Consider the following 14,724-nt stretch of genomic DNA (forward strand, 5'->3'; position numbering starts at 1 on the left):
TTCGACGTGGCGCAAGCCGGTCTTCCTTGCGCCCGGCTCGCCTACACATCACCGATCCTGAATGGCAGCTCGAAGTCGCCGCCACTGTTGATCAACTGCACATACTCGAGATAGCGCGCTTGCGCCAGATTCTGTGCGGCGACCAGACTGCCCGGCAAGGGCGCTTGCAACTCGTTCGGAACAATGTCCGATATCAACCGGTCATGAAGCGCCTGCGCTGCAGGGTCGCCGTGGCGGTTATCCAGTTCGAGCCTTCCCCGCTCAGTCGAGTAATCGTAGTACTCCAGGTCGCTTGAACCGGTGACCGTCGTGGTGGACGGCGCCCAGTGCGAGTACGCTCCGAGCTTGTCCTTGTCGGTCCTGACCGCGACGATGTGTGACGCTGCGTTGTTGAAGTTCAGGCTCTCCGGCACAGTCTCATCCGTCGAGAAAACCACATACGGCCGCCCCGGTGCGCTCGAACTCTTGAGCATCGGAAGAAGATCGTGCCGCTTGCCATACATCTGCGCGTAGTCCCCGGTGAGCCAGTTCCGTTGACCTCCGTTGCCGATGGTGGCCAGCAGCGGAAGAATGTCCACGGACGACGTCAGCCCACCGCGCACCGTGTCGATATCGCCGGCGTACTGACCGGTCGGATCGACCACGATGAGCGGGACGTTGAATGCTTCCTCGTAACACGTACCGGTCTTTCCCGAGATCAGGCCGTGCGCGCCAGCATAATCGCCGTGATCCGACGTGAGGATGATGATCGTATTTCTCGCGACAGCATGCGGTAGTGCGTCGACGACAGCGCCTATCTTGCCATCCACGATAGACATGATCTGGGTATATGAATCCAGACCTCGCTTCCAGTAATGAAAAGGCGCCTTGGCGATACCTCTGGTCTCGGACGGCGGCGGGTAATTCGGATTCGCGGGATAAGCGGTAATCTCGAAGTCGGTGTCGCGCGTATCCTGGACGCCGCCCCACACGGCTTCCTGAATCGTGCGGTTGAAGGTCTGCATCGGCGGCTTGTTCGCTGCCAGTTGGAAGCCGGACTCCCAGTTGGGCGCTGTCGCCGGATAAGCAAGCGGCGGCGGATTGCGCAGCGGATTGAACTCCCAGTTGTAGCTGGGCGGCCCCTTGGTGTAATTGATCCACTGCGTATAGCCGTTGGGGTTGTACCGATTCGAATTGAACAATGCGGTAAAGCGCTTGAACTCCGTGCCTGCGGGAAAAAACTCCTTGTCGTGCGGATTGATGAAGCCGACAGTCAGGCACCATGGTGAATCCCCCGGCTTGCGCCCTTGCAACCATTGGCTTGCCTGGTCGGCGATGTTGGAGTCGCTCAGATAGCCTTCTCCCGGATCTCCAATCGTGCCTTGCAAATTGCTGCCGGTCGGGTCGGGATAGGTCATGGCCTCGAAACCGTAAAGCGACAGGGGGCGTGGTCCTTTATGCACGATCGACAGATGCCATTTGCCGATGTACGGTGTCAGATAGCCGAGCGACTGAAGTATCTTTCCGTAAGTCGGATATTCGCGACGAAGCACTGGCTGTGTCGAGACCTTGGTATCCGGCGCATCGAGGATAGTCGTTAGCAGCCAGTTTTGCTGCGTATAGAGCCCGGTGACCAGCGTGGCTCGTGCGGGGCTGCATGCGGAAGCCGCCGTGTAATGGCCCGAAAACTTGACACCTTTTCTCCACAGATCGAACGTTCTTGGCATGTAGGTCTTGAGAAAACCGCGCACATCGGTGATGCCGTCCGGGAAGACGCTAGGAAAGCGCATCTCGTCGAGCAGGATGAACAGAATGTTGGGTTTGCGACGAGAGGAGTCGCCGCCCTGCGCGGCATCCGCGCCCTGAGCAGTGACATCGGCCGTAGCGACAGCTGCGCCGACGGCGGACGTCTTCTTGATGAATTCTCTTCGGTCCATGGTTTGTATTCCTAACTAAATGTATTGGGAAATTTAAATAAACGTGATGAGCTTCAGTACGCTTTGTTTTGTTACGACGAATGCGGTCGCGTTTATGGCGAAGACCGTGCTGAAAGCCAGACCAAGAATAGGCGAAGCTCGCGACGTATAAGGGAAGAAATCGTTTCACCTTATGTCACTGATCGTAGTGACAATTTCGAGGGTTGATGCGCCATTGCTTCGCATTTCGCTGCTGACCGAAGGCGGGCGCGGTCCGCCGCGAACGGGCCGCCCAAATCGGGCGTAGCCGTTCCTGATGCCGTTATCTCTCACCGCGTGCAAAGCGACGTGCACGCCATTGGCAACACTACAGCGCTCGACTACCCCTCGGAAACTCCAGGTGGCTCTCCACACACCTAACGCCGGGCACGCCCTCGGCAGCAACGCGGATCGCGCGCCTCTCCTCCTTGGATTCGATCACACCCCACAGATGGACGACGCCGTCCTTGACGAGTACACCCTGCTTTGGCAGCGCCCACCGCTTCCCGCGCATTTCAAGGACGATCGCATCCCGTAGACTCGCATCGTCATGAATGGAGGAATCTCCGGCCAGTGCGACGCTCGCCAGTGCCCGCATGAGATTGGAGCGGCTCACGAGGGAGCGGCTCACGATGCGAAGGCGGGCTTTTTTTGGCCGCAGTCCTCATCGCGAATTAGGTTTTTACCCAAATCCTGCAACAATCCCTTCCTGACATCTGCCTTAATTTTAAGCGAATGCTTACCTAGACTGTAATCACTGGTTTACGAACAGGGCTGTTCGTAGCAGGACAAAACAAGTCTGGAGGTAAGTACCATGAAGTCCCTTATTCAAGCCGTTGTCGTTGCCGCTGCCCTTGCTGCTCCGGTTGCCGTGTTCGCCCAATCGAATGCGCCTTTGACCCGTGCGCAGGTACGTACTGAACTGGTTCAACTCGAAAAAGCTGGCTATAACCCGGCTCGCGGCGAAGACCCGTCTTACCCCGCCGACATCCAGGCTGCTGAAGCCAAGGTGGCCGCACAGAACGGCGCAACGAGCGGTTACGGCGGTGTGGTGAGCGGTTCGTCGGACGCAGGACGTCCGGCCGTGTCGAAGGCCGACTGGAATGCGATGTACAACCATCCGTAATGCGTTGATGCCGAATGCCCACAGGCTGCCTAACGCATTCAGTCGTTAAGCACCGCCCTATGAGCGCGCAGCACCTTTTGCGCGCTCCTATCAAGGAACTGGCTCGCTAACGCGGCAAAACCCGGGTTTTCCCCCGATGTTGCGCCAACACCGCTCACAGTGCGCTTCCCGGCGTCCTGCGTCTGAACAAGGCCGACGCAATGCATTACGACGCATCTGCGGCCGAACCGGCGTGACGAACTGACCGCTTTTTTGTCCGTCCTCGGATGCGGCGTGACCAAGGATGTTCCTTCTATGCTGTACCTCAAAAATACCCTCGGCGGCCTGAGCCGCTCCTTGACCGATTCAGCTTTGCACAGCTTCCAGGGGCCGCATCGCTGGTGGAAGCTCGCGTTATTCGCCGTGCTGTTCGTAGTGCCCGGCGGATCGGTGGCGGTTGCGATCCTGGCGTGGATCGAGCATCGACGTGGGCGCAAGGGCTCGAAAAGCGCATCTGTCGAACTCGCGGCGGGCCCGTGCAACTGCCCGGCGCTGCAGCCGCCAATGCGCACAACGCGGCGAGCGCCTGCCAGTTGCACGGCGACGCGCCATGCCGGGCAGCCGCGGGCAAGCTCGCGCGCAAGCCGACTTCGGCAGAATCGCGGGTGCCCGGCAGCGGGCCAGGGCACCAACACCGATCATGGAGGCAAGAATGGCTGACCAGCATAAGCCCGGTGAATTGTCAGGACGTCCGGCATTTACAAGGTCGTCCACGAAGGCGATAGCAAGGAAGCGTTCGAAGTGACGTGCGTCGAGGGCGAGCACTTCCCGCCGACCCGGTCCGGCAAAGGCGCCGTTTACGAACTGGTGCACGGCGCTCACTCGCACAAGCACAGCGAACTGGGCAGCAAGGACTAGAAACCTTCAACGGGCGAGGCGCGGCGCGTTCGCCCGCAAAGCGACCACAGACGACAAAAAGGCCAGCGCGCGGCTGGGCTTGAAAAAACCCATAATGGAGTCGTCTCCTCGGGTCCTTCGCTGCCGATCCGGCAGACAACCGTCCTCGCACCTCTCTGACCGCGCGATCGGCTTCGCGACCAACATGGTAGAAAAGGCCGGAACTCATGCGCCGCGGTCACCCGGATCACATCTCGACAGACTCCGCCGGTGGTGCATCGAGGTTCGTTTTGCTCCGGCGACTCTGACCGATTCGCCGCCCCCCAATCGCACCAGAGCCCCCGAGGTGATGCTCAAGCTATTCACGAAACGTCGGACTCACCCATTAGCCGAGCGAAGTCAAGGCACAAATTTACTCCACCGCCCGATTGCAGTGGCGATGGTATTTTTATCGCCACTGCAATCGGGCGGAATTCTTTCTGTAACTTGCCATGCTGTCTGCCGATCGTAGTCGCATCCGTTTTCTCCAAACTGGTTGCGAACCGGATCGCACCAGACACCCATCGGGATCAAGCATGCCGTGATGTAACTAACGGCTGCCCTGGCGGCCATTGCCGCCCCAGAGAAACGTTGGTGCCAGACGAGGTCCAATGGGTTTCGCAGAACCGTGACTGTTGCTTGCGCAACGCCAGTCAATGGTGGCTCATCGCCTGGGCGACCCGGTCATCCGCAAACAGTCGGTGGGGCAAAGGGAAGGCCCAATCAAAACCATGGCTTTCCACCAGTCGCAATACTGGGCTCGTTCCCCTTGCACCACCTTTTAGTCAAAGCAGCGGGTTACCTCAAATGACTTGTGCTCCCGAAGCATGTGATAGCAGGCGCGCGCCAGTTTGTGCGCCAGCGCCTTGATCGCCACAATTCCGTTTCGCGCGCGTTTCTTGCGCTCGTAAAAGCGCCTGGCTTCCGGGCACGAGCGGATCGCGAAGTTGGCCGCCTCGACAAACGCCCACGCGAGATATTTGTTGCCGTTCTTCGTATTGCCTTCGCCTTTCTTCCTGCTGTTGCTTTCACGCCGGCTGTCTACGCAGCGGCAATACGAACTGAAATTGCCAACCTTGGTGAAACGGGAGATGGTCCCGGTTTCCAGCATGATCGTGGTTGCGAGAACCGGGCCAATGCCCGGCACCGTGTTCAGCAACGCGTAATCCGGGCGCAGTTTCACCCGCTCCATGAGTCGCTTCTCGATGATCCCGATTTCCTCCTGCAAGGTTTGCATGACCGCGAGATGGGCTTGCATCGCGAGCGTCACGTCAGATGCAAAACCGAATCCATTCACCTGCATCTCATCCAGGCGCTTAACCCGCTCACCTTGCATCTGCCCACCAGTATGGCGTGAGAACAGATTCTCAATCGCGAGGATCTGGGCCGTACGACACTGCACCAGTTGGATTCGCTTGCGAGAGAGGTCACGCACCGGACGTTCTTCTGCTGGATAAATGTAGCCTTCAGGCAATAGTCCCAGACGCAGCAGTTGTGCGAGATGGGCGGCATCGGTGAAGTCACCACTGTATTTCAGTCCCTCGTACTGCCTGATTGCCGCGGGGTTGCCCAGATGCACCCGGTAGCCATCGTTCATCAACTGATCCACCAGCCAGTACCAGTTATACGTTGCTTCGATGACCACGCCCACCAGATCTTCGCGGTGCGGCGCCAGCGCCGCCCGGATCTGCACCGGATCGTTCGGCAACCGTCGCTGGTAGACAACCCGGTCAGCGTCATCGCTGACGACGACCACACTGTTGTTCGAGTGCAGGTCGATTCCACTAAACTTATTCATGCCGGCCTCCTGTGCGTCACGTCGGTGTTCGCACCCTGACTGTACGCCGGCCGTTCGATTCGAACGGAGTGAGGTCGGCTATATGATTATCAGAACCTCACGGCGGCACGTTTCACACGAGACCCGATTTGCTTCGATCGACGTTTGTCATGGCAGACTGCTGGTTCGCCTTCTGTTCAAACTATCCCTGCGGCGCGAGGTTGGTTTGACGCATATCAAAGGAGTCGCCTTGCCAGGGAATCGTTGTGCAAAGACTGCGACGGGTTCGTCCGCTGCCTGTTGAACCGGCGGCCGCTCTACTGCGTCGGGCGGAATCACGACTGCCTTTTTTCGCGGTGCGTAGGCGTGTGCGCAGGCAGTCGGCGAGCTCAGTTCGTCTCTCTCGGCGCGGCCCCTGTTGCTTGCTGCGTCTGCCATGCCGCGACCGCCCGATCGAGATTGAAGAACATCCGCTCGCGCCCAAGCGTCTCGCCGAGCGGTGAACGCTGCACCATCGTCAGTACGCCCGGGTTGAGACCCACGAGCCATAGCGTTATGCCCCGCTTGCGCAGCTCTTTTTCCGCTTCCGTGAGCATTTTGAGCGCTGTGTACTCGAGATCGAACACGGCGCGCAGATGGAGCACGACGATCTGGGGATGAGTCTGCGCGATCAGCGTGCGAATCTTCTCGCCGACGCGCTCGGCGTTGGCAAAAAAAATGGGGCCTACCGGCCTCAACAACAAGAGGTCGGGAAAAGCCTCATCGTCGGGGTGCTCCGCGGACACAGGGCGGAACACGTTCGTGCCAGGCTTCCTGCGCAGTACATATACCGGTGGATCGGACGTCTGGTGAGCAAGCGCAAGGAGCGACACGACAATGGCGACGAGGATGCCCAGCAGGGTGCCGAAGAGCACGACGCCTGAGGCTGCAACCAGCGCCCACACGAACTCTGTGCGTCGCACAGCGACAATCGCGCGAAATTCCGCGGGCTTGATCAGGCCGATCGAGTAGACGATAACAACCGCTGCCAGTGTGGCCTGCGGCATCAGTCCGATGAAGGGCGCAAGCAGCAGCATCGTGCCCAGCGTGACGGCAGCCGTGACCAGTTCGGCAAGCTGGCTGCGGGCGCCGGAGAGACGGTTCACGGCTGTCTGGGTCGTTCCTCCGCCCGCCGGCATGGAGCCCAGCAGCGCGCCTCCCACATTGGCAAGACCGATCGCCAGCAACTCCCGATTCGCCTGTGGCTTAGGTTCCCCGCTTTCAACGAATGCCCGTCCGGACGCGATAGTTTCGGTAAAGCTCATCAGGGCAATGCCTGCGGCAACTGGCCCAAGCGACGCGACAAGCGAAAGATCCGGCATGGTGACGGAAGGGAAGCCCGTCGGCACATGGCCGACAATGTCGACCCCGTGAGACTGCAGGCCGAGCAGGCTCATGCCGCCGATCCCGCAGGCCACCGCGATCAGCGGCGCTGGTGCCCGTGGAACGAAATGCTCGATTGCCATCAGAATGCCCACCGTAATCGCACCCACAGCGACTGTCGCCGCTGACGCGTGTGGAATACCCGTGACGATGGCCAGCACGTTGTGGCAAAAAGACCCCTTGAGAAAGCGAATGCCGAGCAGCTTCGGCAACTGATCTAGCATGATGACGACCGCGACACCGGCCTTGAATCCGGTCAGCACAGGATCGGAAATGAAGTTGGCAACGAATCCCAACCGCAGGAGCGCGGCGAGCGTGAGGATGGCCCCGACCAGTAACGTCAGCGTTGCAGAGGCTGTCAGCAGGTCTGCGGTCCCTGCGTTCGTGACCACCCGGGCGAGGGCCGCTGCGGTGAGGATGGCGATCGTTGCGCTGGTGCTGACGCTAAGCGGCCGCGACGATCCCAGGAACGCGTAGATCACCATCGGGAGGAAGGCCGTATACAGCCCGACCTGCACGGGCAGCCCCGCGACAGTCGCGTATGCCAAGGCCTTCGGAAGAACGACCGCCGCAGCGGTCACGCCGGCAACGATATCCGGCTTGATCCACTCTTTCTGATAATCGCGGACCCACTCCAACACCGGAATGTGAAAGCCGCCAGAGGAATGCGCCGATGAATCGTGTCCCATAATAGTCGCCCAGATTCCCCATCGTCATCAAATCCTCAGGCCCCATATGCTTGCGCGAATCCGGTGCCGGAGGAGACCATGCCATCGTCGATAGAGGGGAGCGAAAGCATCATCGCGGCGAACGTTCGGGCGCATAGCGCGAAAGTCCGCTACCCCCAAAGCCGTGAGGCCAGACGGTGCCGCAGGTGTGCGACCGTGCCGGTACGGGCGGCGGACCAGCGGCGGATTGCGCCTGCCGAGCACCCGGCTTCATGTCCGTTGCGCCCACAGCGCATCGATCTGCCCGACCATGGCACGCGCGACGATGTCGTTCTCGTCGATAACCGTCGTTGCGCCCGCCTTCTCGAGCAACATTCTGCGCAGATCGCTCTCACCCGACACCACGATCCGCAGCCCGGGATTGAGCGTGTGGCCACCAGCGTGATCTCCAGATTGCTGTTCGCATTGGTACCCGTCACAAACAGCGCACTGGCGGTATCCAGTCTGGCACGCCCGAGTACATCGTCGAACGAGCTGAGATCGCCCACGATGACCATGTATCCCAGTCCGGATGCTTTTTCGGCATGCTTTACGTCGGTTTCCAGCACGAGCACGCTCGCTCTCGCATCTCGAAGATGGGCGGCGACCTGCTGGCCGACCGGGCCAAACGGGCAGACCGCGACGTGGGCGCTCAGCGTTTCCAGCTTATTCTCCATGGCCCTGTTCTCCCAGAAGACCATCACGTCATCGCCCGAGAGCATCCCCGTCAGTTGGCTCAACGCGTAGCCGGCAACCAACATCGTTGCAAGTATGGCGCCCAGCATGAATATCTTCTGGTCGGCGTTAAACTCCGAGAAGTCGCCCAAGGTCGAGATAAGGTTGACCGCGTCCCACACGGCCGTGAACATCTTCGTGCTCAAAGGCGCATCCGAGTGGTCGAGCAGCGCAATCCCCAGCGCCGATCCCAGCAGCACCAGAAGCAACAGGCCAACCGCGAGATGCGCACGGCGCCGCCATTCCTTGATACGCAGCCCGCCAAGCCGCGGCTCTTCGATCCGGTACATCTGCATCGTTCCTCGAATCCGCTCTTCATCCGCAGTTCGAACCATTCGGGGCAAGCACGATCGCACGACATGCTCGCCAGCCGCCACGCTTCCCCGATTGCATCATGTCACTCGGGCACGCTAGCAGAATTGGACTTTAGTCCCGCGTGTCGAAGTCGCAGGAACAAGAAGGACTATCCGCGCTCGTCAGTGCCGTTCTCAGCCAGCGCTGCGCAATCCTTTTGCCTGCCAGACGCAATGCGGCATTGCTCAGAACTTCTCGGGCACATACCTGAAACGATGCTCCGATTCGCGATACGCCCCCGCGTTCTGTCGTTGAGGCAACGACACCTTCGTCCGTGGCACAGCCACGTACGGCACCTTGCTGAGCAAATGGCTGATGACGTTGAGGTGCGCCCGCTTCTTGTTATCGGCCCGTGCGACATACCACGGTGAGAACTCCGTATCGGTCATGCCGATCATATCGTCGCGCGCCCGCGAATAGTCGTACCAGCGGCGATAGGACTCGAGATCCATCGGCGAAAGTTTCCAGATTTTTCGCTCATCGTGAATCCGCGCTTCGAGCCTGCGCGTCTGCTCTTTGGCGCTGACTTCGAGCCAGTATTTGAGGAGGATGACTCCAGAGTCTATGACGGCCCGCTCGACGAGCGGCGTCGCAAAAAGGAACTCCTGCACCTGGCGGTCCGTGCAGAAGCCCATCACGCGCTCGACGCCCGCGCGGTTGTACCAGCTACGGTCGAAGATCACGACCTCGCCGGCCGCCGGCAGGTGCGGAAGATAGCGCTGCATGTACATCTGGCTCTTCTCGCGGTCGGTCGGCGCGGGCAGCGCGATAACCCGGAAAATGCGTGGGCTCACGCGATCGGTGATCGCCTTGATCATTCCGCCCTTGCCCGCGCCGTCGCGCCCCTCGAATACGATGCAGATCTTCGCGCCGCTCTGCACGACCCATTCCTGCATCTTGACCAGTTCGACGTGGAGACGACACAGTTCCTTCAAATACGCCTTGTTGCCGAGCTTGCCCACGGGCTTCGAATCGCTGTTCTTCATTTCCTTCTGAGTTTCGGACATTGCTTCCCCCTGAAAATGCGCATTGCCACACCTCACGCGAGCAAGGTATTGCACTTCAAACTTGATCGCGCCCGCCTATCCCGCGCATCGGCGCACCCGATAGCAGTCTCATCGTCTTTGAGCGTGCAGGTCGCGCGACCGGTGCCGGCGACGACGTCACCGGGGTACTCACCGTGGTAGCTAAAACCGCGTCGGAAAGCCTCGGCGCCAGGTTCTGATGACGCTCGCCGCGTGACTTCACCGGCCCTCGAAAGTGATCGACAGCGCATTCGGCCTGCCTACGACGCGCGGCGGATGGAGTTTGGGCGCAATCAGGCTTTCTCTCCAACTTTCCGTCCGTTTAACTACAGGCTGTCACATGATCCAATTGAACGATTGATACAAATCAAGCAATTCACAATATTCAGCCCTACATATTGTGACCGTGGCCGGCTGAACCGTGCACTTCCGAATTCCATGCAGCAACTAGCGGCTGCCACGTAACGCCTGCGACAGTGGGCCGACGGTAAGTCGAAAAGGCTGTCGATCATATTGGGGCGCCCTAAACCGTACCCATGAACAAGAGCGGTGCCAATCTGGCCGGGCGGCACGCCTTGAACGCCGAGCGTGAGACGCTCATCAGGATCCGCCAGGCCAAGTATCTGGACAATATCGTGGAACAACACCATCGGTCGATCAAGCGCCGTACCCGATCCATCTTGGGATTCAAGGTTTTTCCTTATGCTGGCATTTTCTTGATCTGCATTGAACTCATGCATCTGATCGCCAATGGGTAGATGAAAGACGCAGGCAAACCCAGGCTATCGGCCGTCCGACAGTTCTACTCGCTGCTCGCTGGCGACATTAGTAATCCTCATCATATTGCTATCGTTCGCCCAAGTCGCCTTAACGCGATAGAACCTGGTGATCTATATCGATTCTGATGGCAGGTTGATCAGCTAGATCGTCAAGCGCGCGTGACATCGCTTCCACGACGGCGCTGTCACCTGCGTTGGCGACTGTTTCGGCCGGGGAAGCTCGCTCTGCGAGCAATACCTGGCGGCTTGCCCCGTCCAACAGGGTTCAGCGGGCGACAAGAACGACCTGGTCACCGTCTCTCGGCTCAAAGACGGCCACTTCGACCAGCACTTGCTTTGCCGGGCACACAAGCGGCGGCGTCGCGGTCACGACCATGCCGGGTAACCGCTCGGCAAGCGAAGCGGCCAGAGCGCGTCATACCGACGGAGAGCCGTTCGCCCCACCAGCCAGCCGAACTCGGGATAAGCCGGTTGCCACTGCGCTCCAGAATGGCGGTTGTATCCAGATAGTCAGGAAGCTGAACGCGCTTCACTTCGATGACCGGCAACCCTGTCAGCAGTCGATATCGCGCCGCGATCCACTATGTACCGGGAAACGCTATGCGAGCGCGGGCCGGTCGTTAGAATGCGTTCGCGGCGGCATCAGACCAGGAATTTTCTCGCCTCATCGGCCATGCTGGGCGCTGGCAGCAGATCGGAGCGGGCAAATTTCACCAGCGCGAAAGCCCGCAAGGCACCCTCTGTTTCCGGCACGCTCGCGAGCCTCAATTCGATCGTCCTACCCTCCCCCGCGTGCCCATTTTCCACGATCACGTTCATACGATCGAGCCGCAGTTCCCTCTTGAGTACATGCAGGTGTTCCGCAGGCGAATTGAGCACCTCAGCAATGGTCTCCAACCGGCGGTCGATCGCCTCGGTCGCAAGTCCCAGACGCGCCAACTCCGCGTCGTTTTCTTCCATCTTCGCCTGCAGGCGCGTCAGCTCCACCAGACCGGACAATGGCTGCGCACCCAATACAGCGCTCATCCCGCTGCCCTGCCGCTGCAGCAGCGCGAGGCGCGTCTTGAGCAGCGCGCGCTCCTTCTCCAGCTCGTCGCGGCGCGACGCGTCCGCACCAATTTGCTTGAGGCCAGCCAGCACGAGCTGATCCATCACATGGCGCACGATCTCCTCTCGAAGCGCCGGCTCCGTGCTGGCGCACACCCGTGCGCGGTGATCGCTGAAATTCACGGTGGTTCGCTGCACGTCGGTGCGCGCGGCCGAGCCATGTTGCTGGACGCCGATTGTCAGCCGCTCGGTCATCGCCATGCCGAGCACGGCAAAGACCTCGTTTGCCAGAGGGTTGACGGCGAAGTGCGCACGCAGTTCGGTGGAATGACTCAACGCGCGCGGCACGTCTTCCGGGGTGGCGAAAAAGGCCTGGATATACGGGTCCGTCGTCCAGGCCGATGCGCTCGCCTCGCGAGCCGGCGGCATATCGCTCACCAATGCCCCGACATAGGCGAGCGAAGTCCGGACCGCGGGCGCGAGACGCTCCTGATAGCGCTCCGCGAGCCGCAACTGCGGACTCAGTCTTGCAATGCGCTCGATGGCGTCCCTCGTCTGTCCGGAACCCGGGGCGCTCTTCTCCGATGTGCCCTCGCGACCAAACAGTCTGTCCAGAATGCTCATGGATGCCTCCTTGATGCTCAATCTTGCCTTTCCGGCAGGATCTGCGCACTGATCGTGTGGTCCTTCCAGAACATGTTGTGAATCCTCGACCGGAGCAGGTTCAGCGCCTCAGACGAGAGGTCGCTGAACCTGACCAGCGCGATGGGTTGTCCGCTTCCCGCGGGCACGCGCTCGATCGAATTGAACGGAGGGAATCCGTATCTCTGCAGGAACTCGTCGAGTTCCTCGTCAGACACGGTTTCTTCGACATTACCCAGTAAAAGTTGAGCCATGGTGTTTCCTTTCCGAAGCCGTGTCAGGCCATGATATTGACGCCGCCGTCGACATACAGCGTTTCGCCCGAAACTCGCCGCGCGTAGGGGGTGGCGAGAAACGCGCAGGTGTAGCCGACGTCCATGATGTCGACCACTTCGCCGAGCGGCGCGCGCTCGGCCGCCTCGTTGAGCAGCAGGTCGAAGTTCTTGAGGCCGGAAGCCGCCCGCGTCTTGAGCGGACCCGGCGAAATCGCATGCACGCGAATGCCCTTCGGCCCAAGCTCGTAAGCGAGATAGCGCGCACAGGCTTCGAGCGCGGCCTTTACCGGCCCCATCACGCTATAGTTCGGCACGACCTTGTTCGCGCCGTAGTAGCTCATCGTGAGCAATGTGCCGCCTTTGTCCATCAGCGGCGCGGCAAGCGCCGCCATGCGCACGAACGAATGACACGAAATGTCCATCGCGCGCGCAAAGCCCTCGCTGGAGCAATGCAACAGCCCGCCTTGCAGATCGTCTTTCGGCGCCCATGCAATGGAGTGCAGCAGGATGTCGAGACGTCCCCAGCGCTGCCGGATCTGCTCGAATACCGCTTCCAACTGCGCCGCGTCGCCGACGTCGAGCGGCAGGAACAGCTCTGCTTCAAGCTCGCTCGCCAACGGCTCGACATAAGGCCGGGTCTTGTCCGTCGCGTAGGTGATGGCCAGATCCGCACCAAGCTCGCGAAACGCTTTCGCGCAACCGTATGCAATCGAGTGTTCGTTGGCAATGCCGGTGATCAGCGCTTTCATGCCCGCAAGTACCGGACGTGATCGATCAGTGCCTTCGGGCGACATGGCAATTCTCCTTCATTCGAGGACCGCACGCGTATGGCGCGCGATCGTCAGCTCTTCATTGGTCGGGATCACCCACGCCGCTATCCGGCTCGACGCGGTGGTGATGAGGGGACCGCCCTTGGCGTTCGCTTCGGCGTCGATCTCCGCGCCCAGCCACGCCGCGTGCCGCACCACGCCCTCGCGGATCGCCGCCGCATGCTCGCCGATTCCCGCCGTGAAAACGAGTGCGTCGATGCCCTCCATGGCCGCGACAAGCGAGCCGAGTTCTCGCGCTATGCGGTAGATATAGAGTTCAATGGCGAAACGGGCGTGAGGATCGTCGCTCGCGAGCAGCGTGCGCATGTCACTCGATACGCCAGACACGCCGAGCAGCCCCGAGTGGCGATAGATCAGATCCTCGACGGCACGCGCGTCCATGCCGAGTTCTTCCATCAGGTAGAGCACCACGCCCGGGTCGAGGTCGCCGCAGCGCGTGCCCATGGGCAATCCGTCCACGGCCGTGAAGCCCATCGTGCTCCCTACGCTCTTGCCCGCGACGAGCGCACACATGCTCGCGCCATTGCCAAGGTGCGCGACGACAGTGCGTCCGCTGGCTGCTTTCTTATCGACGTCAGGCAGCACGCTCGCGATGTACTCGTAGGACAGCCCATGAAAGCCGTAGCGGCGCACGCCCCGGCTGGTGATCGATGCAGGCAGCGCGAACGCCTGGGCCACCTCGGGTTGCGTGCGATGGAAAGCCGTGTCGAAGCACGCCACCTGCGGCACGTCCGGTTGCATCTCTTCGAGGATGCGTATGGGCGTCAGGTTGTGCGGCTGATGCAGCGGCGCGAGCGGCGTGAGCTTCGCCAGCTCGTCCGCTACCGCGGGCATGACTCGCACCGGACCGCTGAAGCGCTGCCCTCCGTGCACGACGCGATGGCCGACCGCGACAAGCTCGTGTCCTTCGCGGTGCTCGTTCAGGAACGCACCGATTTGCTCAAGGCCTCCGCGATGATCCAGCTCGCCGCCATCGCTCCATTCCCTCGCATGGTGCTCGCCGTCACCGTCGACGGCTTCGAACCGCGCGCTTGCCGTGTACAGGCCGCCGACCTGCCCATGCACGACCAGTTCGAGCGCGTCGCCCTGCTCTTCGAATGCGGAAAATTTGATGCTCGACGAGCCGGCATTCAATACCAGAATCACGTCTGCCATG

The 14,724-nt window shown here is 60.7% G+C and carries 12 protein-coding genes and 2 pseudogenes; 3 read left to right on the forward strand and 11 right to left on the reverse strand.

Translation table 11 applies throughout. From position 1 onward, the window contains the following. Positions 1-41 precede the first annotated feature (41 nt). Positions 42-1,916 (reverse strand): sulfatase-like hydrolase/transferase, encoded by a 1,875-nt coding sequence (locus RW095_RS05480; protein WP_317014988.1) that lies wholly within the window; start codon positions 1,914-1,916, stop codon positions 42-44. 346 nt (positions 1,917-2,262) lie between these two features. After that, the gene (locus RW095_RS05485; protein WP_317014989.1) at positions 2,263-2,550 is read right to left on the reverse strand and encodes a BON domain-containing protein; all 288 of its coding nucleotides are present in this window, start codon (positions 2,548-2,550) and stop codon (positions 2,263-2,265) included. 198 nt (positions 2,551-2,748) lie between these two features. On the opposite strand from RW095_RS05485, the gene RW095_RS05490 reads away from it, so the two are divergent. Beyond that, positions 2,749-3,060, forward strand: a complete 312-nt coding sequence (locus RW095_RS05490) for a DUF4148 domain-containing protein (protein WP_317014991.1) — start codon at positions 2,749-2,751, stop codon at positions 3,058-3,060. A gap of 294 nt (positions 3,061-3,354) precedes the next feature. Further along, positions 3,355-3,707 (forward strand): annotated as a pseudogene (locus RW095_RS05495) (hypothetical protein); the annotation flags it as partial. A 1,049-nt stretch (positions 3,708-4,756) separates the two neighbouring features. Here RW095_RS05495 and RW095_RS05500 read toward each other — a convergent pair. The 4 genes from RW095_RS05500 to ppk2 form a co-directional block, all read right to left on the reverse strand. Next, positions 4,757-5,773 carry an IS110 family RNA-guided transposase gene (locus RW095_RS05500; RefSeq protein ID WP_317014992.1) on the reverse strand — a complete coding sequence of 339 codons (1,017 nt, stop codon included), beginning with the start codon at positions 5,771-5,773 and terminating at the stop codon, positions 4,757-4,759. A 368-nt stretch (positions 5,774-6,141) separates the two neighbouring features. Then, positions 6,142-7,863: a SulP family inorganic anion transporter gene (locus RW095_RS05505; RefSeq protein WP_317014994.1), complete on the reverse strand. Its 1,722-nt coding sequence runs from the start codon at positions 7,861-7,863 to the stop codon at positions 6,142-6,144. Positions 7,864-8,012: 149 nt separating this feature from the next. Continuing rightward, positions 8,013-8,906, reverse strand: coding sequence for an NAD-binding protein (locus tag RW095_RS05510; protein WP_317014995.1), 894 nt, complete (start codon positions 8,904-8,906; stop codon positions 8,013-8,015). Positions 8,907-9,155: 249 nt separating this feature from the next. Continuing rightward, positions 9,156-9,977 (reverse strand): polyphosphate kinase 2, encoded by an 822-nt coding sequence (gene ppk2 / locus RW095_RS05515; RefSeq protein WP_317014997.1) that lies wholly within the window; start codon positions 9,975-9,977, stop codon positions 9,156-9,158. Between the two features lie 512 nt (positions 9,978-10,489). Between ppk2 and RW095_RS41280 the strand changes: the two are divergent. Further along, a pseudogene (locus RW095_RS41280) lies at positions 10,490-10,750 on the forward strand (IS6 family transposase); the annotation flags it as partial. A 329-nt stretch (positions 10,751-11,079) separates the two neighbouring features. On the opposite strand, the gene RW095_RS41285 reads toward RW095_RS41280, so the two are convergent. From RW095_RS41285 to RW095_RS05540, 5 genes are all read right to left on the reverse strand, one after another. After that, entirely contained in the window at positions 11,080-11,307 is a 228-nt protein-coding gene (locus tag RW095_RS41285) for a hypothetical protein (protein ID WP_394365076.1), read from the reverse strand. Between the two features lie 109 nt (positions 11,308-11,416). Beyond that, on the reverse strand, positions 11,417-12,445 hold the full coding sequence (locus tag RW095_RS05525) for a hypothetical protein (protein ID WP_317014998.1): 1,029 nt from the start codon (positions 12,443-12,445) through the stop codon (positions 11,417-11,419). 17 nt (positions 12,446-12,462) lie between these two features. Further along, positions 12,463-12,717 (reverse strand): RNA-binding protein, encoded by a 255-nt coding sequence (locus tag RW095_RS05530; RefSeq protein ID WP_317014999.1) that lies wholly within the window; start codon positions 12,715-12,717, stop codon positions 12,463-12,465. A gap of 23 nt (positions 12,718-12,740) precedes the next feature. Next, entirely contained in the window at positions 12,741-13,532 is a 792-nt protein-coding gene (gene fabI, locus RW095_RS05535) for an enoyl-ACP reductase FabI (RefSeq protein ID WP_317015001.1), read from the reverse strand. A 12-nt stretch (positions 13,533-13,544) separates the two neighbouring features. Then, positions 13,545-14,723 (reverse strand): acetate/propionate family kinase, encoded by a 1,179-nt coding sequence (locus RW095_RS05540; protein WP_317015002.1) that lies wholly within the window; start codon positions 14,721-14,723, stop codon positions 13,545-13,547. Between the last annotated feature and the right edge of the window lies 1 nt (position 14,724).

This window comes from Paraburkholderia kirstenboschensis (assembly GCF_032806925.1).
Taxonomy (GTDB): Bacteria; Pseudomonadota; Gammaproteobacteria; order Burkholderiales; family Burkholderiaceae; genus Paraburkholderia; species Paraburkholderia kirstenboschensis.